The sequence below is a fragment of the Paenibacillus sp. TCA20 genome (assembly GCF_000732325.1).
In the GTDB taxonomy this organism is placed as follows: Bacteria; Bacillota; Bacilli; order Paenibacillales; family Paenibacillaceae; genus Paenibacillus; species Paenibacillus urinalis.
In genome coordinates this window covers 311,018-336,244 of sequence record NZ_BBIW01000001.1, presented here as the reverse complement: position 1 = coordinate 336,244, position 25,227 = coordinate 311,018, and the positions used below count along the sequence as shown (strand labels likewise).

The window sequence follows — 25,227 nt, the reverse complement described above, 5'->3', positions numbered from 1 at the left end:
TTCAGATAGAATAATCTATTTTATGTAGAAGCACGGAAGGAGCTGCATGGGTTGTGAATTCAATGCAATATGCAGCTGGTGAGGCGTTATTAAAGGATGCTGATAAGCTGGCTGAGCGAATAACCGATAGACAGTATGAGCTGCAGCCTGAGCTAGACCAAAAGTTTGGACAATCTGGACGGATCAGAACGAAGCAGGATTCATTATACAGCTTGAATTTCTTGGCTGAGAGTGTGATGATGAGAAGCCCTGTTCTGTTTACGAATTACGTGTCCTGGCTTAAGACATTGCTTAAAGGTTACCGAGTTACGGATGAAGACATCAGAATTAATCTTTTGCTAATTAAGGAAATGATTGAAGAATATTTTGAATACTCAGACAAGGAGCTTGTTCTGGAATACTTGGAGCTGGGGATGGTAGAGGTGGGATTAGCAGAGCCTGCTCCGCGGTTTGTAAGGGAGGAGCTTCCTTATTACATGGAAGCCAAGCTCTACCTGGATCAGCTGTTGTCCGGTAATCGACTCGCCGCTGCTGCGATTGTTGAAGAAATGGCTAAGGATCATATACCTATTAAAGATATATACACATATATTTTTCAAATGACACAGCATGAAATCGGCAGGCTATGGCAAACAGGTGAAATCACGGTCGCGCAAGAACATTTTTGCACAGCAGCTACACAGGCAAATATTTCGAGGCTGTATCCGTATTGGCTCACGAAATCTGCAAAAGGACATCGTATTGTTTCGGCTTGTGTTGGGAACGAGCAGCATGAGATTGGTCTTCGACTGCTAACGGATCAATTTGAAATGGAGGGGTGGGATACATATTATTTGGGAGCAAATGTACCCAATAATAGTCTCATCGATTCGCTTCTCAAATATAAAGCCGATGTTTTGGCTTTATCTGCAACCATGACATATCATGTGCATCTTGTTAGAGAGCTGATCATACAGGTTCGAAATCATCCGAAGACGGCAGCAGTAAAAGTGTTGGTCGGAGGTATGCCTTTTAATACAGCTTCAATGCTGTGGAAGGAAGTAGGAGCAGACGGATATGCAGAAGATGCGAAAGGAGCCATCGCTCTAGCTAACAAGCTTATATCTGCCAAGTAATACAAGAACCCTTCGTGTCACGATGAACGGATAAAGGAGGGATATGATGAATTCTTATCACGATTTAGAGTTGACTAAACTGCGGCACCTTATTGAGGACCTGAATAAAGAAATCATCCGCAGCAAGGAACAGGAACAGCGGTTGCTCGAACAATTTTCGAGCATGAACAACGAGCTGGTTACACTCCAGCGTGAGCTGACAAAGAACAATATGAAATTAACGGAGGCAAGAGAGGATGCTGTGCATGCCAATGAAGCAAAGACGGAATTTCTTGCTCTTCTGAGTCATGAGTTCAGAACCCCGCTTAATGGAATTTTAGGCATGGCTGAAGTGCTTTCTCTATCGGAGCTATCGGAGGAGCAGAGACAGTCTGTGTCGGTTATTCAGGAATCTTCCCATATACTACTCCATCTTATTAATGACTTGCTGGATCTATCTAAATTAGAGGCTGGCGAAATGAAGCTTAACCCTTCTTCAATGGATCTAAGAGCCATCGTTAAGCATGTAACACTTCTACTATCCCAAAAAGTATCTGACAAAGGTAATCGGATTGTTGCCGATATGGACAGCTCTTTATTCGAACGGTTTGCTGGTGATTCAGCACGGATGACTCAAATACTTACGAACCTAGCGGGCAATGCAAACAAATTTACCAATAATGGTTTGATTCGTATCCGTATCATCGTCTTGTCTCAAACGGAATATGAGCAGAAATTACGTATCGAGGTCACGGATAATGGTATAGGAATATCCCAAGCGGAGCAGGACATGCTGTTTAAGCCTTACTCGCAAACAAGAGAAGGGCAGAAGTCAGAGCATGGTGGAACAGGACTTGGGCTGTCCATTTGCAAATCCTTTGTTGAGCTTATGGGCGGTAAGATTGGTGTAATAAGTGAACAGGATGCAGGCTCAACATTTTGGATTGAAGTCAGCTTCCCATCAGCGAAGGTAACAGGAGAGGCAAGCGATGCTGCGACATATAGTATGCGGCGTACGAATTCGCTGCATAGAGCAGAACAATCTAAAATACAACATCCGATTCTTCTGGCAGAGGATAATGGAATCAACCGCAAAGTCGTGCTCGTGCAGCTAAAAAAGCTGGGCATTACCAATGTGGAGACGGTAGAGAACGGAGAAGCAGCCGTATCAGCATATTTAAGTAAGCCGTACTCGCTTATTTTGATGGATAACCTCATGCCGAAGCTCGGCGGGATTGAGGCAACGGAGAAAATACGCCAAATCGAGCGTGATGAGATGAAGCGTCATACGCCGATTATCGCTCTTACTGGCAATGTGTTTCCGGGCGAGAGAGACAAGTGCATACAGGCAGGTATGGACGATTACATCGCTAAACCGATCTCTCTGGATGCGCTGAAGGAGATTATACAGCGCTGGGTTACAGGCAGAGATGATCAAATCTTAAATCAAGAAACGATGGCTGAGCTGATGGACCTCGGGGATGATCAGGATAGTGAGCTGTTATCGACACTTCTCGAAATGTATCAAAATGATACACCTGACAAAATTAATCGGCTGATCCAATATGTGAAGGACAGAAATTATAGCAGTACAATCGAGGTATCGCATGATTTGAAATCCAGCAGTTTAAGTCTGGGTATCCATTATTTATCTACCTTGTTTGCAGCCATAGAGGAGGCAGCTAAATCAGGCCGTTTGGATTCAATAGATTGCTTGCTAGAGGCACTGATGCCTGCTTATCTGGAAGCGTGCACTGCTATGGAGAAGCACTTGTGATGGAAATTTCATAGCTGAATCAATGAAGGAGGTATTCTTTAGCAGAATGCCTCTTTTTTGATACGCCACAGTATGCACAGCAGAATGCGCTTACTATATCAACAGACATAGGTTGTATAAAAAGAAAAGTCGTTATAGAGTAATCATACAGAAAGAAAGATGGTATGGATAGGAAGGGGAGAGTCTAGAATGTGGTGGATTGTTATTGTTGCTCTAGTTGTCATTGCGATCATGGCGGTAATTGTGTCACACTTTTATAAAATGGCTGTATCACGTGCCCCAAAAGCTTTCTTGGCGGGAAATGCAGATCAGGCAGCCGGTGATCAAGTGGTATCCTCTGGACCCGATTATGCCTGGATCCGTTCACAGAAAAGGGAGGAGCTTGAGCTGACCTCCTTCGACGGATTGAAGCTTAGGGCCACATGGATTGAACCGGAAATTAAGACGAATACAACGGTCATCTTGGCTCATGGCTATACAGGGAGAGGCTATGACATGTCTGCCTTTGCCAAATTCTATGTGGAAGAACTCGGCTATAATGTGCTGATGCCGGATGATCGTGGACATGGGGCGAGTGAGGGGAACTATATCAGCTTTGGATGGCATGACCGACTGGACTATATCGACTGGATGCAGGTAGTTATTATGCGGACAGGTGTAGACAGCGAGGTCATCCTGCATGGCATATCCATGGGTGCAGCAACCGTACTGATGGCAAGTGGGGAGAAGCTGCCTCCGCAAATAAAGGCGATTATAGCGGATTGTGGATATACCTCTGTTCATGCGGAATTAACTTATCAATTGAAGCAAATGTTTAAGCTGCCTCCATTTCCATTTATTCCGCTGACAAGCTTATACACTAAGCTGAAATCAGGCTACGGCTTTAAAGAGGCGTCTGCTCTGGAGCAAGTGAAAAAAACTCAACTGCCTGTACTATATATTCATGGGGAAGAGGATGATTTCGTACCTACCTCCATGGTGTATGAGCTATATGAACATAGCGGTGGAGACAAGTATTTGTTCACCGTTCCCCATGCCGCGCATGGAACCGCATTTGTTATAGACCCGGATGGTTACAAGCAGGCCGTACGTGAGTTCTTGACAAAGTATTTGGAGATAAATGAACAGGCTGGATAAACAGAGAGGGATTACGATGAATCAAAATCGGAGTTGTCCGGGATGCGGGGAGCCACTTGGCGACCATGTCTTTAAGTGCAGGAATTGCGGTGAACTGGCCGTCAAGAAACAACGGTCACTGGATATGAATGAGCTGCCCGGAGAAGATTTATTCTATGTGGACAAATATTCGGCTGTTCTGCTCGTTATAATAACGTTTTTCTTGTCACCAATTGCCATCCTAATCGGCACGTTTCTCTTGTTCCATGACGATGAATATCGCCGGGACGTAGGCCAGATGATGGTAACCGGAGGACTGATCGCTACTGTGGTTTGGGCTATCGTTTATTTTGGCTGGCTTTCGTAGGGTGGATATTTTTCCATGCTGAATGAGAAGTCTTTGAATGGGTTAAAGAGTAAATACATCCTACAATGAATGATTAACGGAGGTATCTACTCGATGAATAGACAATTTGAAGAAGCTCGTAAAATGGAAGAGAATTACCATAAACAATTTTATCAAGAGCATGATATTTATGAAGAGGGAACTTGGATGGCCGGTCCGATGCCAATTGTAATGGAAAGTCTTGCGCGCTTAATGCGTGTGAAGCAGGATGTGACCATACTTGACCTTGGAGCTGGTGCGGGAAGAAATACGATTGCGATGGCGGAACAGCTCAAGGGAACGAATAGTGAGCTGATCGCTGTTGATTTACTGGAAGAGGCTATTCATAGTCTCGTTGATCATGCCAAGGAATATAAGGTAGACCATATGATATCGGCAGAGCAAGCAGATATTGAGCATTATGATATTGCGTACAATCGGTACGATTATATTGCGGCGTGTTCCTGTCTTGAGCATGTGTCTTCCGAGGAGGCGCTGCGCACCGTGATTCAAAGAATGAAAGAAGGCACGAAGCTCGGCGGGATTAATCTCATTACGATGAGTACGAATGTAGAGGAAGTGTCATTGCAGGATCATAAGCCGAGAGAACCTTTGATTGAACTAAACCTGCCTACTTTGCATGCAGAAGAATTGCTTGCAGATCAATATAAGGATTGGGAGATATTGTTCACTGAACGTGTAACACAAGCCATTCCTGAACAGAAATATGATGAGCCCACTGAATTCCGCTGTCAACTGATCCGTTTTGCAGCCCAGAAGCGGTTAGAATAAATCCTATTCTGAATTGTAAAAAAAGTGCAAACTATTCATTGAATGCCTATGAACATATAGACTATAATTTATAGAGCAAGGAGGGAATTATGAATATAAGCTATGAAGAGCAGCTATATCAGATCATGAAGGATGTCCAGGTAATGGATGATCTAAAGCGTGTTCGTGAATTAAGGCTTCCCGAGGGATGTATCGCTGCAGGATATATCCGTAATCGTGTTTGGGATGTACTGCATGAATACAAACAATATACACCTCTTCATGATATTGACGTCATCTACTACGACCCTGATCAGACAGATGATTGGATAGACAAGCAGTATGAGAAGCAGCTTGAATCCGGCCAGATCAGGCGCAACTGGCAGGTCAAGAATCAAGCCCACATGCATGAATATAACAATCGGACGACTCCATACCAATCAGTAGAGGATGCAATGAGGTATTGGCCTGAAACCGCAACTGCCGTGGCGATCAGACTAAATGATCAGGATGAGATGGAGATAGTCAGCCCATTTGGTCTTCAAGATCTGTTTGAAATGAACGTCAGGCAAAGTCCCTATTTCCTCCATTCCGGGCTGTTTAAGCAGCGAGTGTTTGAGAAGGAGTGGCTGGATCACTGGCCTTTATTAATTTTGCACGGCTGAGTAGATGCAATATAGCAAAAGCAAACCCACCTATAAGAAAGACTAGAGAGAAAATAGCAATATTAAAAAAGGGGAAAAGTGGGGAATTATTATGCCTTGGCCAATGGTTCATTTAACGATTGCCCATCTGGTAAAGCAAGGGCGGCCCTCACCGTCTTTTGTACTTGGCAGTATCGCACCTAACGCTTTTCGAGTACGACAAGGCGCGAATGAACAGATGAAATGGGCAAGTCATTCCTGTCCATCTGAAGGTGTGCTGCCCAGAGTTAGAGATATTCAGCTGTTCCATTCGGCTCATGCAGACCGAAGCTTAGGAGAAGAATACAACGAATATTTATTGGGATATGCCGCGCACTTGTATGCAGATGTAAGGTGGGCAGAAACGGTATACAAAGGGATAGAGAATTACGTACAGCGATTTATAGTTTACCGCTGGTACAGTCAAATTAGATCTTTTCAGAGCTTATACCAGCGTGATGTACTGCAGCTGGAATACATACTAATGGATATACATCCAGAAACTAAGGATTTACTGGAGGCGCTGGAGATCGCTCCGGCGTTGTCTATGGGCGCTCTCGTTAGCATGGATGAAGTCGATGATTACAGGTTTGAGATATTAAGGAAGCTGGAGGAACCTGTTAAGCCCCGTTCCCTTCGGTTCATGGATGTGGAGCGTGTGGAGCAGTTTATTCAGGATACGGCTGAGGAACTGAGCTGGCTGCTCCCCTCCTGGCAAGCGCAGACTGAATATGATCAACATGCTTATCAGGAGGTAATACATGAATAATAGAGCTGACATCGTGATCGGGATCGATGGAGGAGGAAGCTATACAAGAGTGACGGTTGCTGATTTTACAGGACAGATTCTGGCACAGGTGCGCTTAGGCGGCACGAATCGCTTGCATAATATACAGGCGGAAGAGAATCTTCGCACCGGTATTCTAGATGCCTTAGAAGCAGCAGGAAGACAGCTGGATCATGTCGCTTCAATTACGGCCGCACTCGCTGGGATAGATCAGCCTGGAGACGAGAAGTGGGCAATGGAGGTTCTTCAGGAGCTAGGTATCTCCACTCATGGTCAGGTAGTTAATGATACGCTGGCTGCTCATCGTTCCATTTTTTTAGGTCGTCCGGGAATTGTAGCCATCGGTGGAACAGGCTCCCTTATTTTCGGTATTAATGAAGAAGGCAGAATGGTGCGAAATGATGACTTTGCCCACTACGCCCGTGTCGCAGCCCGATTCATAACCTATGAAACGGTCTATGCAATCATCTCCGGCTATTATGAAGAAGCTGACCTGCCATTGGTCGATCTAGTTCTGCAACATTTAGGATGCTCATCAACACATGAGCTGGCTGAGCTGGCTCTCCGCGGATATGGAGTGGACAAACGCAGCCAGAACCGAATGCTTGGGGATATGGCACATTTCATTACAGAAGCCGCTGACACCGGGAGCCCGCTGGCTGTCAACATATGCAGTGAGGCAGCTAGACAAACAGCCGTCGGCATTCGCCTGATCGCTGCTACCTTCCGTGCTTCTGAAATTCTCGTGTCCTTCAGCGGGAGCTGCATTACTTCATCTTATCTAAAGAAGGCCGTATTGTCACAATTAAATAGCAGTACAAAGAACGAGACTGAGCCTGTTTTTGTATACGTTGAACAGAGACTCCCGAGTGATATCGGTGCTGTCATGATGGCCTATGAAGCAGCCGGCAAAATAACAACAGAGTCCATGATGAAGAGGCTTGGACAGCAATATAATTTCTATGAACTTGAAATCTGACGCCAAAAGTCCTAAAGTACGTATAGTTAAGGATATTAGGACAGGAGGATTTTCATTTTGCTAGTTTCTATTAAAGATCGTATAAATGATGTCATCGTAGAGGAGTTAATCGGGTATTCGACACTCCCAGAAGAAGCTCATATTCAAGCAGCACTTGCGATGTATAAAAATAATGATTCCACGGAGCTGCTCGGATTTGAAGATGAAGGTCAGCTCGTTGCACTCATCGGAATTGAGCAGGATGGGAGCAAAGTGATGATCAAGCATTTGGCTGTACTACCCGAGAACCGGGAAAAAGGGTACGGCCGCGGGATCATCTCAGAAATGATCAGCAGATATCAGCCTGAGACGGTTATTGCGGAAACAGACGAAGAAGCGGTAGATTTTTATCGCAATGTGGGCTTTGTTGTGTACAGTCTGGGAGAGCAGTATCCTGGGGTTGAACGCTTCCGCTGTGTCTTTGAAACAGAGGAAGAGGAATAAGACTGCTTGCTGGCAGAAGCGTGAGCAGTGCTGAAGGATAACTCACAAGCGAGGAGCAGAGTATATTGTCAACAACAGTGTACAGAATCATAGGTTTGTTGCTAGGTCTAGCTGTTCCATTTTTAGTATTGTGGCTGAAGCTTATTATGTTCGTACTCTTTCTTGCCATTGTGTATGCTGAATTGCGCAAAGTAAAATTTCCTCAGAGCGGTGTTTATTTTATCGGGGGCATGCTGATCGGAAGTATTGCTGCTTATTTTATTTAAGTTCTATATTCATCAATCCGTTTCATAATAAGAGAACACATACTGAACGTTTCGGAGCCTTCATTCGATTCGTCGTATGTGTTTTTTTGTGAGAAGGGAGCCTTCTCAAGGACAACTTGCCGTGCCAAATGCCTGAATTCCTCCATAAACTAAAATAGATCGGCAGCAAAATAAAAGGAGGGAAATCATATGGTGTACCGATATTTAGCCCTAGGAGATTCACTCACTGTTGGAATCGGTGCATTGTTTGGCAGCGGATTTGTACCTCTCTACCGAAAAAGACTAGAATATCATTTAGGCGGCATGGTGCTTGTCAGCAATAGAGGCGTAAACGGATTAACCTCACAGGGACTGTTGTCCATGGTAAAATATAATGAGCACGTGCGCTATCTGATTAAAGAGGCAGATGTGATTACGATTTCAATAGGCGGCAACGATCTGATTCGGGCAACGCGTTATGCTAAGGGGAATTTGCTCTCTCCTGTGCTGATTGAAACGCTTGAGTCTTGTGAGAAGTATGTCTCTGAAATTATTTCTGAGATTCGACAGCTCAAAAAGAAATCGCATCCCTACTTTATTCGTCTGATCGGACTGTATAATCCAATGCCGCGAAGTGAAGCAGCTTATCAATTTGTGAAGCAGTATAATGAATTTTTACTAGGATTTACGAGCAAGAATATCGCCGCAGCTCCGTTATTACATGCTTTTCAGGGAAGAGAGCGCGAGCTGCTGTTTATTGATCAGGTGCATCCGAGCAGCAAGGGCTACCGTGTAATCGATGACCAGCTTGCTAGACTGGGCTATGAACCTTTAGCATCAATAGGAAATGCAAGTGTTCGAAGAAAATAATAAGAGAAAAGGGGAATACAGGTATTACAGCTTGTGTTCCTCCCTTTAGAAGCGTCTGAACATAAGGAGAGATGGATGCATGAGTGTTGACGAGTATACACAGGATGATGAGGTGCATATCCTTCAGGACATCAGGAACAGCTATTTTCCAGGACCCTATGAAGCAGCAGAGCTAAGCATAAGCCGACTTCGTGGTGGAATGAACAATTCATCCTATCAGTTACGAATCCGGAACCAAGGGTATGTGCTCAGGCTGTATGAATCACATCAGGATCAGGATAAGGTGCTGTATGAGCATGCGGTGCTGGATTCACTATTACGAACGGAGAGAGGATTTGAGATTCCTGAATTAGTACATACCCTGCAAGGGAATACGATGACTTATTGTAATGGTAGAATCGCCGCTCTATTTCGATATAAAGAGGGCCGGAATCCAGAGCTTAACGAACCTCAGCAGTATGAACAGCTCGGTAAACAGGTGGGGCAGCTCTCTGCTGCCTTATCAAGAGTAGAATTGCCCCAAGCCCCCATATACCCGCCTTACTATAGGCTTGATATTTCCTATCCGGAATGCCCGCCAGCATATCTGCTCTCTTTTCTCAATCAGCCTGATCCGGTCTTTCAGCATCAAGCTCGACAAATGAAGGAGATGGCAGAGCCTGTTGCACAGCTATTTGAAGCCCTTCGTTCCATCGATCAGCTGCCGCATCAAATCGTTCATGGTGATATGAATGCTTCTAACGTACTGGAGAATGCTCAAGGTCAAATTTATGCGATTCTGGATTTTGAATTTGCGACGCGTGATGTGAGAGTGATGGAGCTGGCTGTTCCACTATCGGATATGTTGAGCCATGAAGAGGAGAAGATGTGGGAGAAATGTATTGCACTCATATCTGGCTTCACTTCAGTGATTGAGTTAGAGAAGGACGAGAGGGCGGTTATACCGCTGCTGATTCTGCTTCGCCGGCTCGATGTTGTAATGCACTTCATATCCAGGTGGCGAAAGGGCATAGACCCACCTTCTGTAGTTGAACGGCAATTGGAGGAGCTGTTTGTACGTATGAAATGGATGGACAAGCACAGAGATCAACTGGCAAGCATTTTGAATCCATCGAAATAGATAATAAAACAGCTGTATTCCACGATTATGGAGTACAGCTGTTTGTGTAGGGTATAGAACATTTACCTATAAAGTGCAATGAATTAGTTCATCATTTTGCGGAATATGCTGCGTACCGCCCAGCGGCGTTCTTGGCGCTTCTTGTACTTCGGCAGGGATCGATAGACCAGAATGGACTGATTGAAGGCCTCCTTGGCTTCAGCTGGCTGTCCTAGCGAACGATAGACCAGGCCAAGATAGTAATACGATTCGCTGGAAGAAGAGGAGATTTCCTGGAATTGTTCTACATAGCGAAGAGCCTTGCTGTGGTCTCTGTCTCTATAAGCAGATGCAAGCCGCAGATATGGCTGCCCATACTTTACTCTTGGGTTGATCTCAAGAGCTCTAAGAATATTCTGTTCTCCAGATTCAAGCTGCCCGAGATGAAGCTCGGTCGTTCCTAATGCATCCCAATATTCAGCCGAATGCTCATAGGCGCCTTCGATGGATCGCAGCAGTTCATTCGCCTCTTTAAACTTTTTGCGTTCAATGAGCAGTCTTGCCAGATCAAGCTTTGCCGTTACATCATTTGGGTTCATCGCAATTTGCTGGCGGTTTTTGGATATATTCCGCATTCGTTTATACGGCTTGGTCAGGCTTGGGAACACACCGACAAATCTGCGGTCAAGAAAATAAATGATGAGCAGCAATACGATAATAGCAACGAATGGGTTGCCAAAAAGGTAAAGCAGAAGTCCAAAACCTAAAATTTTGCTCATAAATCTCCTCCGTATATGTTCTATCTAATTTACTGTTATGATGAACTGATGGCATTGCGAACCGCAAGGATGTAACGTGACTGATCTCGTGGATCAACCCCCCGTCTTTTCCGAGTGGCCGAGATACCTTCGGGGCATGCCTGATAACCTGCATAGCTCGTCGTCATGATTCCGCTGCCCTTCGTCTCTGATCGAAGCTGCACCGGATAATTCAGGGATGTAGCTACAGGGATAATACCTTCTACGGTGCATCGTCCGTGTGCAATATAAGGAGCTTCAAACACGGCCCGCATATGAACCAGTTCACTAAGGACCTTACCGCCGTTCTCTTCCGGCACGATAATTCGAAAGTGCTGCATCGGCTCAAGCAGCGTCGTTCTCACTTGATCTAATCCATCCATAATGCCCATGGGAGTTGCGACTACAAAATCGAGCGGATGCGTGTGCCACACATGATGCTCTCCATAGGTCAATACGACCTCAAGATCTGTTACTTCCCAGCCATACAATCCTTGCTCAAGCGCTTCTGGCACACGGCGTGCCACTTCATTCTGATAGCGCTCCAATAGATGGTCATAACGAACCTCTGAGCGATAGACTAGACCACTGCCTCGGGGAAGAGGCCGAATGGCAAACCGAAGTACAGCCCAGCAAGGCTTAGGCATGGTATAGGCGATGTAGCCTTCGCCTTCAGCTGTGGGTGTTTCTTTATAGATAACAGATGGTGGATCAAATGTGACAGCAAGCCCGAATCTGCTCAGCAAAATGCTCTCCAGGATCTCGAGCTGTATCGATCCCATTACTTTCAGATGCAGCTCCCGTTCATCCTTGAGCCATGTCAGGCCGAGCAGCGGGTCCTCATCCGTTAATTCCTGGAGGGCTGCGATGAGGGAGGGATACTGTGCAGCATCCTTGCAGTGCACTTGAACTGTGAGCAATGGGACCGCCATTCCTGGCAGTGGAGGAACGTATGTCTCACTCCCAATGATGTCTCCAATCTGCGCTTCATGAAGACCGTAGACCGCTGCTATATCCCCTGCTTCAAATTGGCCGAGGTCGATCGCTTTTCGTCCTTCGAGTTTGCGGATTTGGGTTACTTTCTCCTCCAGACCCCGATTCTTAATGGTGACGGTATCCCGGGTATGTAATTTCCCATTATAGAGTCGAATATAGACGGCTCTTCCCATTGATTTATCCCGTTCTACTTTGAAGACAACACCCGAGAGAGGGCCATCCGCATTGCAGGCTGGTCCAGGCAGATAATCGATGATGGCTTCCATTAATTCTTGAATTCCGATTCCTTTTTGAGACGAGCCAAAACAGACAGGAAAAGCATTCCCATGTCTTGCTTCCGCTGCGATCCGGTCGTGGAGCTCATTCCGGGAAATATCTTCACCTTCAATGAATCGTTCCAGAAATTCCTCATCCTGATCAGCCAGCCATTCAGCAATGATGTTATGCTCCTCACGAGCGTCAATTCCATCTGCAGTGAAGATGGATACCGCATCACTCAGCACCTCTTGATCGAACTGAATCTGCTGAACAGGCAAGGCCGCGGGAGATAAGAGTGAAGTTATATTGTTCATGATATCCGTTACAGAAATATCCGGCCGATCCATTTTGTTTACATAAATGATAGTAGGTATATGTAGCTTGCGAAGTGCTTTCCATATGGTTTCCGTCTGTGCTTGTACCCCGTCTGCAGCGGATATGATCAGGATGGCACCATCCATAACCCGGAGACTGCGTTCCACCTCAGATATAAAGTCTATATGACCAGGCGTATCTACTAAATTTACTGTACAATTCTTCCATACAAAAGAGGTAGCCGCAGCCTTGACAGATATTCCTCTTTGCTTTTCGATGTCCAGCGAATCGGTGAATGCTGTTCCTTCATTTACACTGCCCAGCGCACGGATAACTCCGCTTTGATACAATATTTGCTCGGTTGTCGTCGTTTTACCTGCGTCGACGTGCGCGAAAATACCAACATTACGATGATGTTTAGCCACGATTAAACCCCTCAGTATTTCAGCCCTAATGCATCAGCCATTTTTATAAACGTAATTATACCACAGCAGTTTGACAATGAGAGGCTCTAATCTTGCAGACAACCTTTCATGTGCTCAGGACTTGGCTTCAATAAATCCGAAGTGGTATGCTTAAGGGCAGGATATCGATGAAATACGAATGATGAGCTGGATAAGGAGAATGGAACAGTGAGTATAGAACGAGTTGCCAAACAGATTGAATTTATTCGCGAGATTGATGAGCTTAAGCATGTGCTTCGCCAGTCCTATCTGATGAACGGGTCAAGACGTGAGAATGATGCAGAGCATACCTGGCATATCGCTGTCATGGCTCTTCTCTTGAAAGAGCACGCAATCGATGATCAACTGGATCTGAAGAAAGTAGTTCATATGCTGCTGATTCATGATCTGGTAGAGATTGATGCAGGAGATACCTTCGCTTATGATGTCAAAGGCTATGAGGATAAATGGGACAGAGAGGTAGCGGCCGCCAAGCGGATCTTTGGTTTACTTCCGGCCGAACAAGCAAGCGAGTGGATGAATCTGTGGCTTGAATTTGAAGAAGGGCTGACGAATGAAGCCAAATATGCTGCGGCTATGGATCGTCTTCATCCGGTGCTGCATAACTTCTATACGGAGGGCAAAGCATGGAGAGCACATCAGGTATCCGTCAGCGCAGTTAAAGCACGTGTTGCAGTCATAGCAGAAGCCTCTCCTGTACTTGCTGAATATGCAGCGAGCCTGCTTGAGCAGGCAGTAGAAAAAGGATACTTATTGCCCTGAATAGGCTGCATATTCACAAAAAACTGATTGCATGTGATGAAAGTCGTTCTGATAAAAAGTCCGGGAGAAGTAGAGTTTTGCTTCCTCCGGACTTTTTCTTTATAAACTGCCTCCTCTCGAAAAGGTACGAGTTGGTTAAATCGTTGTGACAACAACGTCACGAGTATCTACATCCGTACACTTTTACGATAGTTCGCAGGCGTCATTCCTGTATGCTTTTTGAACATGCGGTAAAAGTGAGGAAGACTGTCAAACCCGCAGCTCTCGGCAATAACGGCCATCGTATGATCGCTATGCATCAGCTGTTCCTTGGACAGGATAATCCGTCTTGCACAGATGTAGTCTGTCGGCGTCATTCCCGTAAATTGCTTAAATACGCGGCTGAAATGAGCGGGCGACACCGAAGCCTCCTTAGCCAAATGGGCAAGCGAGACCTTGTCACGCAGCTTGTGCTCTATAATGGATAAAGATTGGGTAAGCCATTCAGGGCCCGACATGATCGCTGGTGATTGATCCGTTACGAAGCTGAGCCGGGTTAAGTAGATGAGCAGAAGCTGCAAATGAAGGAGCGTGGAGTAAGAACGCATTGGCTTACGACTGTTCATTTCGGTATAGATGTGATCGATGATTTGACCTACATCGTCCAGCTCCTGCCTGCTGAATTGCCGCTTATAAATTTTGGATTGGCGGTGCCTCTCAAATAGCAGCAGAGTTGAGATAGCTTCATTTCCCATGCCTTGAAACAATGCAGGGCTGATATAGAAGGCGGTGGAAGTTAGAAGATTATCCGGATCAGGAAAAATTCGATGAATGGTATTTCCTGGAATCATAATCAGGTCACCTGGCTCCATATCTAGGCTCATATGATCGATAAATATTTTGCCCCGTCCTTGATGAACACAGATCATTTCATGCCAATCATGGAGATGGTCGGGAAGCTCGTGCTCATAGGGCTTGGTCTCATAATAGAGCATTCGGAAGGGCAGCTCGATATCCGAGGGAATGCGAGTATCAACAGGTGCGTTCAGTGAGTTACGCATAGGGGATCGCCTCTTTTTCGTAAATATCAAATGAGAGTACTTTTTTATCAAAATCGGCAATTTCACTTCTTTATATTGATGATACAATGAACAGTATCAGGAAACAATATGTCATTGATTAGAGGAGAAATGAAGCATGGCGGTAAGCAATGATCTCCCTAGACTGGGACGGAAGCTGGAAGGAATAACCGACAGCGCGAAGCTGGCTAAATTTCAAGAGATGCCGGTAAAGGTGCTTCAGATCGGGGAAGGAAATTTTTTGCGGGGATTTTTTGATTGGATGATTTATGAAAGCGCTGCACAAGGGTGGTTTGAAGGCAGTGTTGCCGTAACACAGCCGAGAAGATCGGGTCGTCACAAGCTGCTGAACATCAGAGAGCAGGATGGTTTATATACGCTGCTGACCCGAGGTATAGAGAACGGAGCAGCGGTAGAGCGGGAAGTTATCATTCCTGTGCTGTCACATATGATCGATCCTTACGAGGAATGGAATGAATTCCTGGCTGTGGCTGAAGGACCAGAACTGGATATCGTTGTGTCCAACACGACGGAAGCGGGTCTTGTGTATGAGAAGTCAGAGTACTATGAAGGTACGCCAGTGAATTCATTTCCCGGGAAACTAACCGTATTCCTGCATCATCGCTTTCAACATTTTCAAGGGGATCCCGCCAAAGGATTAATTCATCTCCCGTGCGAGCTGGTTGAAGGCAACGGTGATTTGTTGAAATCCTACGTACTGATGCATAGTGAAGATTTCGGATATTCGGAGGAGTTTCGCGATTGGGTCAAGAGCAGCAATCATTTTCTGAACAATCTCGTTGATCGTATCGTTACAGGTGCACCCTCAAAGTCTGAAATTGATGATATCGAAGAGCGGTTAGGGTATAAGGATTCGCTGATTAACAGTGCGGAGCCTTATCACTTGTGGGCAATCCAAGGAGACCGCTCGCTTGCCGACAAGCTTCCGCTGGCACAGGCAGGACTTAATGTGCACTTTACCGATGATTTGAAGCCGTATCAGCTTAGAAAAGTCCGTATCCTGAATGGTGCTCATACGCTCATGACACCGCTCGGTATTTTGCAGGGCAAGCGCTTCGTTCGGGAAACGATGGAGGATACTCAGCTTGGTGAATGGGTGCGGACAGCCGTGTATGAGGAGGTCACGCAAGCGCTGGATCTTCCGCTAGAGGAGCTGCATGTTTATGCGGGTGAAGTGTTTGAACGATTTATGAATCCATACATTGATCATCGACTGCAGGACATTATGCTGGGCAGCTTGAGCAAGTTTAAAGTTCGCTTGATGCCAACGATGCTGGATTACTACCGCAAGAACGGCGTGCTTCCAAAACGGATTGTGACAGGCTTTGCCGCTTTGCTTCGATTGTACCAGACAGTGAAGACAGAGGAAGGATTCAAGACGGTAACCTATAGCGGTGAGTCTGTACTGCTTAAAGACAATGAAGCGCATCTTGAGGTACTGGAGAGACATTGGGCAGAGCTAGGGCAGGGTAAAACTCTTGATCGTGTGATCACTCAGATCCTGGCAGAGGAAACGATCTGGGGACAGGATTTATCCTTGCTGCCTGGACTTACCGAGAGTATATGTGAATCGATAAGAGAATGGGAAGGGGAACAGGTATGAGCACCATTCATCGAACACAGGACTTCACCATCATTCGGGAGAAAGATGATGTAATTATTGCTCTTCGTGATTATAAAAAGGGAGAAGTGATTGAACGGAATTCTTCCTCAACCATAACTTTGACTGAAGACATTCCGAAGGGTCACAAAATTGCTGCCCGGCAGATCCTGGCAGGGGAGAATGTACTCAAATACGGCTACTCTATCGGCGTGGCCAAAGAACAAATCTTGCCAGGCAGCTGGATTCATACTCATAATCTCGCAACCGGTCTATCTGGACTCCTCGAATATGAATACGAAAAAACCGAGCCAGAAGCGCTTCCCGCACCGCCTGCTCATCTCCTGACGTTCGACGGTTATCTGCGTCCGAACGGCGAAGCCGGAATTCGAAATGAGATCTGGATTATTAATACGGTCGGCTGCATTAACAAGGTATGTGAAGCATTGGCCCGGATGGGAGAAGGCGAATTCAAGGGACGTGTTGACGGAGTATATCATTTTCCTCACCCCTTTGGCTGCTCACAGCTTGGCGATGACTTGAAGTATACACAGCAGCTCCTTGCTTCACTCGTTGTACACCCGAATGCTGGAGGGGTGCTCGTTATTGGTCTAGGCTGTGAGAACAATCAGGTCGATGATTTCAAGTCGTTTATTCCTGCGGAGTATCATCATAAAGTGCGTTTTCTCAAAGCACAGGAAACGGATGATGAGCTGAGCGAAGGCATGAGATTAATTGAAGAGCTGGTCGAGCAGGCCGAGCATACACGTCGTGAGCCGCTGCCGTTATCCAAGTTGAAGATCGGTCTCAAATGCGGTGGCTCGGATGGCTTCTCCGGTATTACGGCCAATCCCCTCGTTGGTGTCGTATCTGATCTGCTTGTAGCAGCAGGAGGCACGGCTATTCTAACAGAGGTTCCTGAAATGTTCGGAGCGGAGACCATCCTGATGAACCGTGCTGCAAACCAAGGGGTATATGATGAGCTCGTTAAGCTGATCAATGGGTTCAAGCAGTATTTTGTAAACCACGGTCAGAACATTTATGAGAATCCCTCTCCAGGTAATAAAGCAGGGGGTATTACTACTCTGGAGGAGAAATCACTTGGTTGTACTCAAAAAGGCGGGCGCTCAGAAGTGGTAGATATTCTGTCTTATGGAAACAGGACGACTAAGCCAGGGCTTAACATTGTTGAAGCTCCCGGCAACGACCTGGTCTCCGTTACGGCACTATCCGCAGCGGGTGCGCACATCGTTTTATTCACGACAGGCAGAGGGACGCCGTTTGGCGGACCTGTACCTACGGTGAAGATCGCAACCAATTCCGACCTGGCTCGCAGGAAGAAGCACTGGATTGATTATAATGCAGGGCAGCTGCTCGAAGGGATCAGCATGGATGATGCAGCTGTTCAGCTGTTAAGCCAGCTCGTGGATATTGCATCCGGTCGTGCAGAGACAAACAGTGAGCAGCACGGTTTCCGTGAAATTGCCATATTTAAGGACGGCGTAATCCTGTAGCACATCGGTGGATTCATCAAAAATAAGCTTCCGGCTGTTTCTGAGCTGCCGGAAGCTTATTTCTTTTGGTTATAATCGGCCGTAGCTCGAAAGTGTCTTCAGCCGCTCGATCGTGAGATGTCCCCGCCATTCATTCTCGGCTGCTGAGCTCAGTGGTTCCCATGAGATGGGCCACCCGCCATCAGCCTGTTGTTCCGAGACTAGATGATCGAGATGGAGTGAGAGAATCTCCTCAGGGACGAACTGGGCAGCATAACTGGTTGAATTTGGTGCCCAGTCGAGCACTTTTTGCACATACCCTTCAGCCCTAGGATCAAGTTCAATGACACCCGGCTCGGATAAGTGCTGATCTACTCTGCTCTTCACCGCTGCAGCACGGGGATCCCCTGTCTGCTGTTCGAGAAAGTGAACAGCGTGGATGCAGTTGTGGAATCCTGTTAGATCGGCACTCTCTACCGTATCCCATGTATATTGAATAGCTCGGTTCAACCATTTCTCTTTGAGGAATGGATGCCAGTCTCTTGATTTCAGCAGGAGGGCTACAATCGAGCCGGTAGGATTAATGGAAGCCGTATCATCCGATTCCGTGGTCCACCAAGGAGCATGAGGATGCTCGTTTACACTGCGGAAGGCGTAGGGCCATCCCCCTGTATGAGGATTCGAATGTTGTTCAAGGAATTGTCCTAGTCCTGTCATTAAGCTCTCAGGGAAAACCCCTGTTTCGTCCATCAAATGCAGTGCAAATTCTGCTCCCTGCGGCTGGCTGTACGGACTACGGATGTCAGGTTCAAGAGCATGACCGAATCCACCGTCCTTGTTCTGATATGCAGCTAATGCTTGCAAGACCGCTTCAGGTGATCCCTGTCCACTGAGATGTGCGAATCGGAGACGATCCAAGAGACGGGCGTTCTTATAAATAAAGTCACTTGCTTGCTGTACGATAGGGTGAGAGATATCCAGCAGAGGATACTTTTTCATCACAGAATCAACTCCTTAGTATATTTGAATTAAGGAAACGGGTTGCATATAGCAGGCTATAGAACTAGAAATATTTTAGCTTCCAGATGTATTCCTTACTGCATTCTGATTTTCCTCCCAGATTCATAGGAAGTAGAAATATCCCGTATCCATAATGGATACGGGATAACGCTTGTTTCTTGCCAGATTATTTGACTTCCAAAATTTGAACGTCACGGCCTTCAATGGATACCATGCCGCTGAGCTGACTGCCACTGATTAGATCTTCAGCCTCTAATTGGCCTAGATCATAGGATACGGCCTCCGTATTGTGATTAAGCACGAACAGATAGGAGATGCCATCCTTGACACGGCGGCTGACCTCAACACCGGATGGAGCTGAGAGGTTAGGGTGAATTCCTTTGTCCGTTGTAATCTTCTCAATCAGTTCATCGAGGAAGCCTTGTTCTGGATCGGTTGCTACGTAATATGCTTCGCCTTTGCCAAACGTATTGCGAGTCACCGCAGGCATTCCCTTGTAGAAATCTTCGCCGTATTCCGCAATAACCTCAGCACCTTCCGTATGCAGTAGATCACATAGCATGCCGCATTCGTAGCTGCCTTGAAGCTTGCCGAACTTATCTTTCAGAACAATCTTATTCTTCTGATCCGGGAACAGAGCATCAATCTCCTCAACCCAAATGCCCAGCATTTTCCGCAGCTCTCCAGGATATCCGCCGACCGTGACCAGATCATTTTCATTTACAATACCGCTGAAGAATGTCGTCAGGAACGTTCCGCCATTCTCTACGAAGGCTTCCAATTTCTCAGCGAATCCAGGCTTAACCATGTACAGAACCGGAGCAACAACAAGATCATATGCGCTTAGATCGGTATCCACACTTACCATGTCGACCTGAACATTTCGGTTGTAGAAGGACGCGTAATATTTGTGAATCTGTTGCACGTAATTCAGAGCGATCGTTGGACCGCTCGATTTCTCAATCGCCCACCAGTTGTCCCAATCGAATACAATGGCGGCTTTGGCATCAGCGCGCGAATCTAAGAGGCGATCTCCGATGCGCTGCAGCTCCTTACCAAGCTGAGCTACTTCACGGAATACGCGTGTATTCTCATGCCCGACGTGCTCAATAACAGCGCCGTGGTACTTCTCACAGGCACCGATGGATCTTCGGAGCTGGAAGAACATGACCGTATCTGCGCCATGGGCTACAGTCTGATAGCTCTGCAGGCGCATGACACCCGGACGCTTAAGTGAGTTGTACGGCTGCCAGTTCTGCTGGCTTGGCGTTTGCTCCATCAGCATGAACGGCATTCCGTCCTTGAGTCCGCGCATGAGATCATTCGCCATGGCAGTTTCGCTTGGCGGAGTCGTTAGGCTTGGATAGCTGTCCCATGAAATAATGTCCATGTATTTGGCCCATTTAAAGTAATCCAGCTGCTTGAAGAAGCCCATCAGATTGGTAGTCACAACAGATTCAGGCACATGCCTCTTAATTGCGTCGTACTCCAGCTTGTAGCAGTTCAGCATGCTGTCAGAATTAAATCTGGAGTAATCCAGAGAGATTCCTTGGAAGTTCGTGGAACGATCTCCCCATTCCTCGCTCAGGTTGCTTGGCAGCACAATTTCATCCCAATCATAGAACGTATGTCCCCAGAATGCCGTATTCCAGGCTCTGTTCAGCTGATCAAGTGTCTGATATTTCTCCTTCAGCCAGACACGGAATGCACGTTCACAGTTGTCACAGTAGCAGTCGCCCCCATATTCGTTCGACACATGCCAAACGAGAACCGCAGGATGATCCTTGTAGCGTTCTGCCAGCTTGTCCGCAATACGCTCGGAGTAGAGCCGGTAAGTCGGACTGTTCGGGCAGGAGTTATGACGGCCTCCAAATTTGCGTTTACGTCCGTCCTTATCTACCCGCAGTACGTCAGGATATTTCGTTGCCATCCATGCGGGATGAGCGCCGGTGCTCGTTGCAAGGCATACATAGACACCGCTTTCATAAAGACTGTCGATCAGCTCATCGAGCCATCCAAAATTATATGTGATCTCATCAGGCTGATTCTTGGCCCAGGAAAAAACGTTAATTGTCGCAATATCAATCCCTGCGAGCTTGAACATGCGCAGATCTTCTTGATGTGTAGCCTGATCCCATTGCTCAGGATTGTAGTCTCCGCCGTAGAACATTTTAGGAAGCTTCGTACTAATCAAGTGAACTCACCTCTTGTATAAGAATAATTCAATCATATAATATGAATTATATTTTTAAAATATAAGAATTGTTATGGACTATATAATAATATGGAAGTAGAGGAACGAAGGATATGTGGCTGAGCAAAGACCATCAGCGTTTTTTTATGACAGGGAAGGAGCATCCTCTGCCCCTGTTTATAGAGAGCATAGGAGAGAACAACAATCAGGAGCCGATTGAGCGGTCCGCTGGCTATCCCTGTTATCACTGGCTGCAAACGGTAGATGGTGAGGGGACATTTTCATTTGAGGGCAGAACCTATCCACTTCCTAAAGGGACGGGCATCCTGCTTGCTCCTAATGTGCCGCATCATTACAGCGGGAGAGGTGAAGGCTGGTCAACGATATATATTACATTCAGCGGTCCGCAGGCAGCAGCGATCCTATCCTCACTGGACTTGCAGGAATCTGCTTATTATCAGTGGAAAGTGAGCTCGGAGCTTCAGATTTATAGCAAAAAGGTTCTTGATTCCATCGGCAGCGATTTTGATCTAACGGGGCTGGACGCGTCAGGAGATATTTATCGGTTCTTACTGCTGCTCAAAAAGCATGGGACAACCGGCAATACGCTCTCCCTCTCACATGCTATGGATCGATTAGCACCCTTGCTGTCATTTATGGAAGAGAAGATAAGCGATCCTGGTGTGGGGCTCATGGAAATGGCGGAGGTGCTCTCGGTCTCCCCCAGATATCTGAATATGATGTTCAAGCAGACATTTGGCATTACGGCGTACAGCTATTTTATTCTGAAAAGAATACGTAAATCCAAGGAGATCATGACATCAGAGCCTCATCTTACAGTGAAGGAGACGGCTGGCAGAGTAGGCTTCCGTGATGCGAGTCATTTTGTCGCTACATTTCGGAGAATAGAGGGAATTACCCCCGAGCATTTCCGAACGCTCTACTAGGCCTAAAATAATGATTGATGAAAACGATTTAATGTAGGATGATGGATTAAAATTATTCTATTTATAGCTTAGGAGGGCTGGTTGTGCAGTCAATAAAATTATGGTCTGGAGTGCCGCCGTATGCGGCCGCTGGATTGGAAGATGATTCTCCCACCTTGACTCCTTATCTGGTCGAGGGAGCTGACAGCTGCGTTATCGTGTGTCCCGGAGGCGGATATTGTCACTTAGCTGATCATGAAGGCGGACCGGTTGCGGAGTGGCTGAATCAAGCAGGCATTTCGGCTTTTGTCCTTAAATATCGAATCACTCCTCATCGTCAGCCCGCTGCATTGTCTGATGCAAGGAGAGCCGTTCAATATGTGAGAGCGAGCAGCGATAAGTATGGGATTAATCCGAACAAGATTGCGATGCTCGGTTTTTCCGCTGGAGGTCATTTGACGGCAAGTGCAGGAACGATGTGGGTGGAAGGAGATCCAGAGAGCGTTGATCCGCTTGAGCGGGTTAGTTCAAGGCCGGATCGCATTGTGCTGTGTTATCCTGTCATTACGATGGAGGATTATGGTCATCAAGGTTCAAAGGATGCACTGCTTGGCGAGAAGCCGGATGAGGAATTGGTCAGACAATACAGTGCTGAACGTCAGGTAACGAGCCAGACGCCGCCTGCCTTCATATGGCATACCCACGAGGATGCGGCGGTACCGCTGCAGAATAGTCTGGAGATGTCATTGTCCTTGACCAAGGCGGGAGTGCCTCATGAGCTGCATGTATTTGAAGCAGGACGTCATGGCCTTGGGCTGGCAGAGGAGCTGGAAGGAACGACAGGCCGCTGGAAGGGCTTATGTATATCCTGGCTTAAGCAGCAGGGCTGGTAATCTTCATCTGAAACGCATTACTGTAAACGCTGCCTTAGTCTACTTGCCTTACTATAAGTGATTTACATAAGCTGCGATTTAATATTGGATAGGGAGAGGGAAGGTATGAAGCTGGCTCAGAATGATAAATTGGTTTTTATTGGGGATTCGGTAACCGATTGCGGAAGAACACGTCCCGTAGGTGAAGGAAGCATGGGGCTTGGCAATGGGTATGTATATCATGTGGATGCTTTGCTCCAAAGCGTATATCCAGAATTGAATACTCGTGTAATTAATGTAGGGATAGGCGGAAACAATGTTAGGGATCTGAAAAATCGCTGGCAGGAGGATGTACTTGATCTTCAGCCGGACTGGCTGTCTGTAATGATTGGGATCAATGACGTATGGCGTCAGTTTGACAGTCCGCAGCGAAGAGAGCTTCATGTGTTTCTGGATGAGTATGAGGCTACTCTGCGTGAGCTGGTTGCTTCGGTGCGTCCTCAGGTGAAGGGTCTTGTCCTAATGACACCTTATTACCTGGAGCCAAGTATAGAAGATCCCATGCGCTCGACGATGGATCTGTACGGTGCTGCTGTCAAACGTGTTGCTGAGGAATATGATGCCGTATTTGTAGATACACAGGCTGCATATGAACCCCTCTGGAAGCAGCTGTACCCAGGAGCTATTGCATGGGACCGCGTACATCCCAACCACACGGGACATATGGTTCTGGCACGCGCCTTCTTGAACAGCATCGGCTTTGATTGGAATAAATAAGGAGGGATTGGATGACAGAACTAGAACTGGTCATTGACGCAAAGGCAAGACTGGCAGAGGGGCCAAGCTGGGATGCAGATGAGAAACGCCTGTACTGGGTTGATATCGAAGGCTTCAAGCTTCATATTTATGATCCAAGTTCAGGAAGGGACACGGTGCATGAGGTGGGACAGCATATTGGAGCGGTTGTCCCCTATGATCAAGATCGTGTCATGGTTGCCTTAAAAAGTGGGTTCCATAGGTATGATCTGGCTTCGGGCAAACTTACCCTGCTTCATAATCCGGAAAGTCATAGGGATGATAACCGGTTTAATGATGGAAAATGTGATCCGAAGGGCCGGTTTTGGGCGGGAACGATGAGTCTGACTGACAAGAAGAATCAAGGCGCATTGTACTGTCTAATGAATGATGGTCAAGTCAAAACCGTGCTTACGGACGTTTCTCTGTCTAATGGTCTGGGGTTTCACCCGGATCATAAGAAGATGTACTATATTGATACGCCGACAGGCCGGATTGATCAGTTTGATTTTGATCTCGATAGCGGTGAAATTTCGAATCGTATAACCTTGTTCTCTCTGCCGGAAGGAACCGGCTTCCCTGATGGGTTGACGGTAGATGCAGAAGGGATGATATGGGTGGCACACTATGGCGGTTCCCAGGTATCTCGCTGGAATCCGGACACAGGCAGCCTGATTCAGCATATTGAAGTGCCGGCTTCAAATGTGACCTCCTGCTGTTTTGGAGGAGAAGAACTGGATGAGCTGTACATCACGACGGCTCGTAATGGTCTTAGTGAGGAGCAGCTGCTTGAGACTCCGCATGCTGGCGGTGTATTTCGAGTGAAGCCTGGCGTAAAAGGACAGCCCACTTACCGTTATAAGGGTATAAAATAGAAACGGTTTCCATATAGGTGCGTATTGATTGATATGTGGTTCAAAACCTAATGGAGGTGGAGACCTATGAATGATCCGCTTCAGGAACAGAACAGGCCCTATACGGAGCCGGCTGATCCCTATAGTGATAAGGCCAATTTTGAGATTAAACAACAGGAACTGCACGAAAAAGGTTATCCGTTACTATGGAGAGAAGTGTCTAATCTTCTGATTCTCTTGGCCGTCATTGGTGTCATTGTATTATTAAGCCGTATTCTTTGATCTCCTTTAAAGTAAGATTGGAACGGCGAAGATGCAGTAATTTTTGAGCTAATATCAACCAAGTGAAAAATAAAAGCCTGCCAGGAGTCCTGGCAGGCTTTTATTCGGACGCCTCTTTCGAGACGTCCTATCATGGGAGAGGAGAAACCGGACGAAGAGCTTATGGGGAAACGTAAGTCTTCTCCGCGGTTGTCTACGGCACTTTTGATGCCGATAATTACATCATGACCG

25 protein-coding genes are annotated in these 25,227 nt (G+C 46.6%); 20 read left to right on the top strand and 5 right to left on the bottom strand.

Annotation, left to right across the window (positions count from 1 at the left end):
* The first annotated feature begins 62 nt into the window (after nucleotides 1-62).
* From TCA2_RS01560 to TCA2_RS01505, 12 genes are all read left to right on the top strand, one after another.
* A complete protein-coding gene (locus TCA2_RS01560; protein ID WP_047910209.1) occupies nucleotides 63-1,115 on the top strand; it encodes a B12-binding domain-containing protein in 1,053 nt (350 codons plus the stop codon).
* Nucleotides 1,116-1,158: 43 nt separating this feature from the next.
* Nucleotides 1,159-2,871 carry an ATP-binding protein gene (locus TCA2_RS01555; protein WP_047909791.1) on the top strand — a complete coding sequence of 571 codons (1,713 nt, stop codon included), beginning with the start codon at nucleotides 1,159-1,161 and terminating at the stop codon, nucleotides 2,869-2,871.
* A 189-nt stretch (nucleotides 2,872-3,060) separates the two neighbouring features.
* Nucleotides 3,061-4,008 (top strand): alpha/beta hydrolase, encoded by a 948-nt coding sequence (locus TCA2_RS01550; RefSeq protein ID WP_047909790.1) that lies wholly within the window; start codon nucleotides 3,061-3,063, stop codon nucleotides 4,006-4,008.
* 16 nt (nucleotides 4,009-4,024) lie between these two features.
* Nucleotides 4,025-4,354 (top strand): hypothetical protein, encoded by a 330-nt coding sequence (locus TCA2_RS01545; protein WP_152557587.1) that lies wholly within the window; start codon nucleotides 4,025-4,027, stop codon nucleotides 4,352-4,354.
* Between the two features lie 93 nt (nucleotides 4,355-4,447).
* On the top strand, nucleotides 4,448-5,164 hold the full coding sequence (locus tag TCA2_RS01540; RefSeq protein ID WP_047909788.1) for a class I SAM-dependent methyltransferase: 717 nt from the start codon (nucleotides 4,448-4,450) through the stop codon (nucleotides 5,162-5,164).
* Between the two features lie 89 nt (nucleotides 5,165-5,253).
* Nucleotides 5,254-5,808 (top strand): nucleotidyltransferase family protein, encoded by a 555-nt coding sequence (locus tag TCA2_RS01535; RefSeq protein ID WP_047909787.1) that lies wholly within the window; start codon nucleotides 5,254-5,256, stop codon nucleotides 5,806-5,808.
* Between the two features lie 91 nt (nucleotides 5,809-5,899).
* Nucleotides 5,900-6,595, top strand: coding sequence for a hypothetical protein (locus tag TCA2_RS01530; RefSeq protein WP_047909786.1), 696 nt, complete (start codon nucleotides 5,900-5,902; stop codon nucleotides 6,593-6,595).
* Nucleotides 6,588-7,592: a BadF/BadG/BcrA/BcrD ATPase family protein gene (locus tag TCA2_RS01525; protein ID WP_047909785.1), complete on the top strand. Its 1,005-nt coding sequence runs from the start codon at nucleotides 6,588-6,590 to the stop codon at nucleotides 7,590-7,592. Before TCA2_RS01530 ends, TCA2_RS01525 begins: the two co-directional genes overlap by 8 nt.
* Before the next feature lie 57 nt (nucleotides 7,593-7,649).
* Nucleotides 7,650-8,075, top strand: a complete 426-nt coding sequence (locus TCA2_RS01520; protein ID WP_047909784.1) for a GNAT family N-acetyltransferase — start codon at nucleotides 7,650-7,652, stop codon at nucleotides 8,073-8,075.
* Nucleotides 8,076-8,140: 65 nt separating this feature from the next.
* Nucleotides 8,141-8,341: a hypothetical protein gene (locus TCA2_RS01515; protein ID WP_047909783.1), complete on the top strand. Its 201-nt coding sequence runs from the start codon at nucleotides 8,141-8,143 to the stop codon at nucleotides 8,339-8,341.
* Between the two features lie 189 nt (nucleotides 8,342-8,530).
* Nucleotides 8,531-9,190 carry a GDSL-type esterase/lipase family protein gene (locus TCA2_RS01510; RefSeq protein ID WP_047909782.1) on the top strand — a complete coding sequence of 220 codons (660 nt, stop codon included), beginning with the start codon at nucleotides 8,531-8,533 and terminating at the stop codon, nucleotides 9,188-9,190.
* A 79-nt stretch (nucleotides 9,191-9,269) separates the two neighbouring features.
* Nucleotides 9,270-10,310, top strand: a complete 1,041-nt coding sequence (locus TCA2_RS01505) for a phosphotransferase (protein WP_047909781.1) — start codon at nucleotides 9,270-9,272, stop codon at nucleotides 10,308-10,310.
* 83 nt (nucleotides 10,311-10,393) lie between these two features.
* On the opposite strand, the gene TCA2_RS01500 is transcribed toward TCA2_RS01505, so the two are convergent.
* Together TCA2_RS01500 and TCA2_RS01495 are read right to left on the bottom strand one after the other, a co-directional pair.
* Nucleotides 10,394-11,068, bottom strand: a complete 675-nt coding sequence (locus TCA2_RS01500; protein ID WP_047909780.1) for a tetratricopeptide repeat protein — start codon at nucleotides 11,066-11,068, stop codon at nucleotides 10,394-10,396.
* A 35-nt stretch (nucleotides 11,069-11,103) separates the two neighbouring features.
* Nucleotides 11,104-13,080 carry a translation factor GTPase family protein gene (locus TCA2_RS01495; RefSeq protein WP_238546255.1) on the bottom strand — a complete coding sequence of 659 codons (1,977 nt, stop codon included), beginning with the start codon at nucleotides 13,078-13,080 and terminating at the stop codon, nucleotides 11,104-11,106.
* 207 nt (nucleotides 13,081-13,287) lie between these two features.
* On the opposite strand from TCA2_RS01495, the gene TCA2_RS01490 reads away from it, so the two are divergent.
* Complete coding sequence (locus TCA2_RS01490) at nucleotides 13,288-13,881, top strand: HD domain-containing protein (protein ID WP_047909778.1); 594 nt, start codon at nucleotides 13,288-13,290, stop codon at nucleotides 13,879-13,881.
* 167 nt (nucleotides 13,882-14,048) lie between these two features.
* On the opposite strand, the gene TCA2_RS01485 is transcribed toward TCA2_RS01490, so the two are convergent.
* Nucleotides 14,049-14,921 carry an AraC family transcriptional regulator gene (locus tag TCA2_RS01485; protein WP_052511654.1) on the bottom strand — a complete coding sequence of 291 codons (873 nt, stop codon included), beginning with the start codon at nucleotides 14,919-14,921 and terminating at the stop codon, nucleotides 14,049-14,051.
* Nucleotides 14,922-15,057: 136 nt separating this feature from the next.
* On the opposite strand from TCA2_RS01485, the gene TCA2_RS01480 reads away from it, so the two are divergent.
* Nucleotides 15,058-16,563, top strand: a complete 1,506-nt coding sequence (locus TCA2_RS01480; RefSeq protein ID WP_047909777.1) for a tagaturonate reductase — start codon at nucleotides 15,058-15,060, stop codon at nucleotides 16,561-16,563.
* The gene (locus TCA2_RS01475; protein ID WP_047909776.1) at nucleotides 16,560-18,074 is read left to right on the top strand and encodes a UxaA family hydrolase; all 1,515 of its coding nucleotides are present in this window, start codon (nucleotides 16,560-16,562) and stop codon (nucleotides 18,072-18,074) included. Before TCA2_RS01480 ends, TCA2_RS01475 begins: the two co-directional genes overlap by 4 nt.
* 69 nt (nucleotides 18,075-18,143) lie before the next feature.
* Here the strand turns inward: TCA2_RS01475 and TCA2_RS01470 are convergent, their stop codons facing one another.
* Together TCA2_RS01470 and TCA2_RS01465 are read right to left on the bottom strand one after the other, a co-directional pair.
* Nucleotides 18,144-19,052, bottom strand: coding sequence for a hypothetical protein (locus tag TCA2_RS01470; protein WP_047909775.1), 909 nt, complete (start codon nucleotides 19,050-19,052; stop codon nucleotides 18,144-18,146).
* Nucleotides 19,053-19,239: 187 nt separating this feature from the next.
* Nucleotides 19,240-21,267: a beta-galactosidase gene (locus TCA2_RS01465; protein WP_047909774.1), complete on the bottom strand. Its 2,028-nt coding sequence runs from the start codon at nucleotides 21,265-21,267 to the stop codon at nucleotides 19,240-19,242.
* Between the two features lie 113 nt (nucleotides 21,268-21,380).
* Between TCA2_RS01465 and TCA2_RS01460 the strand changes: the two genes are divergently transcribed.
* From TCA2_RS01460 to TCA2_RS01440, 5 genes are all read left to right on the top strand, one after another.
* Complete coding sequence (locus TCA2_RS01460; RefSeq protein ID WP_047909773.1) at nucleotides 21,381-22,214, top strand: AraC family transcriptional regulator; 834 nt, start codon at nucleotides 21,381-21,383, stop codon at nucleotides 22,212-22,214.
* 83 nt (nucleotides 22,215-22,297) lie between these two features.
* A complete protein-coding gene (locus TCA2_RS01455; protein WP_337999933.1) occupies nucleotides 22,298-23,086 on the top strand; it encodes an alpha/beta hydrolase in 789 nt (262 codons plus the stop codon).
* Nucleotides 23,087-23,191: 105 nt separating this feature from the next.
* Nucleotides 23,192-23,842: an SGNH/GDSL hydrolase family protein gene (locus tag TCA2_RS01450; protein WP_047909772.1), complete on the top strand. Its 651-nt coding sequence runs from the start codon at nucleotides 23,192-23,194 to the stop codon at nucleotides 23,840-23,842.
* An 11-nt stretch (nucleotides 23,843-23,853) separates the two neighbouring features.
* Nucleotides 23,854-24,735 carry an SMP-30/gluconolactonase/LRE family protein gene (locus TCA2_RS01445; RefSeq protein WP_047909771.1) on the top strand — a complete coding sequence of 294 codons (882 nt, stop codon included), beginning with the start codon at nucleotides 23,854-23,856 and terminating at the stop codon, nucleotides 24,733-24,735.
* Between the two features lie 66 nt (nucleotides 24,736-24,801).
* Nucleotides 24,802-24,996, top strand: a complete 195-nt coding sequence (locus TCA2_RS01440; protein WP_047909770.1) for a hypothetical protein — start codon at nucleotides 24,802-24,804, stop codon at nucleotides 24,994-24,996.
* Nucleotides 24,997-25,227 lie beyond the last annotated feature (231 nt).

Coding starts and splice junctions, on each gene's coding strand:
- TCA2_RS01560 (WP_047910209.1), top strand. CDS start 63: ATGCAATATGCAGCTGGTGAGGCGTTATTAAAGGATGCTGATAAGCTG.
- TCA2_RS01555 (WP_047909791.1), top strand. CDS start 1,159: ATGATGAATTCTTATCACGATTTAGAGTTGACTAAACTGCGGCACCTT.
- TCA2_RS01550 (WP_047909790.1), top strand. CDS start 3,061: ATGTGGTGGATTGTTATTGTTGCTCTAGTTGTCATTGCGATCATGGCG.
- TCA2_RS01545 (WP_152557587.1), top strand. CDS start 4,025: ATGAATCAAAATCGGAGTTGTCCGGGATGCGGGGAGCCACTTGGCGAC.
- TCA2_RS01540 (WP_047909788.1), top strand. CDS start 4,448: ATGAATAGACAATTTGAAGAAGCTCGTAAAATGGAAGAGAATTACCAT.
- TCA2_RS01535 (WP_047909787.1), top strand. CDS start 5,254: ATGAATATAAGCTATGAAGAGCAGCTATATCAGATCATGAAGGATGTC.
- TCA2_RS01530 (WP_047909786.1), top strand. CDS start 5,900: ATGCCTTGGCCAATGGTTCATTTAACGATTGCCCATCTGGTAAAGCAA.
- TCA2_RS01525 (WP_047909785.1), top strand. CDS start 6,588: ATGAATAATAGAGCTGACATCGTGATCGGGATCGATGGAGGAGGAAGC.
- TCA2_RS01510 (WP_047909782.1), top strand. CDS start 8,531: ATGGTGTACCGATATTTAGCCCTAGGAGATTCACTCACTGTTGGAATC.
- TCA2_RS01505 (WP_047909781.1), top strand. CDS start 9,270: ATGAGTGTTGACGAGTATACACAGGATGATGAGGTGCATATCCTTCAG.
- TCA2_RS01500 (WP_047909780.1), bottom strand. CDS start 11,068: ATGAGCAAAATTTTAGGTTTTGGACTTCTGCTTTACCTTTTTGGCAAC.
- TCA2_RS01485 (WP_052511654.1), bottom strand. CDS start 14,921: ATGCGTAACTCACTGAACGCACCTGTTGATACTCGCATTCCCTCGGAT.
- TCA2_RS01480 (WP_047909777.1), top strand. CDS start 15,058: ATGGCGGTAAGCAATGATCTCCCTAGACTGGGACGGAAGCTGGAAGGA.
- TCA2_RS01475 (WP_047909776.1), top strand. CDS start 16,560: ATGAGCACCATTCATCGAACACAGGACTTCACCATCATTCGGGAGAAA.
- TCA2_RS01470 (WP_047909775.1), bottom strand. CDS start 19,052: ATGAAAAAGTATCCTCTGCTGGATATCTCTCACCCTATCGTACAGCAA.
- TCA2_RS01460 (WP_047909773.1), top strand. CDS start 21,381: ATGTGGCTGAGCAAAGACCATCAGCGTTTTTTTATGACAGGGAAGGAG.
- TCA2_RS01450 (WP_047909772.1), top strand. CDS start 23,192: ATGAAGCTGGCTCAGAATGATAAATTGGTTTTTATTGGGGATTCGGTA.
- TCA2_RS01445 (WP_047909771.1), top strand. CDS start 23,854: ATGACAGAACTAGAACTGGTCATTGACGCAAAGGCAAGACTGGCAGAG.
- TCA2_RS01440 (WP_047909770.1), top strand. CDS start 24,802: ATGAATGATCCGCTTCAGGAACAGAACAGGCCCTATACGGAGCCGGCT.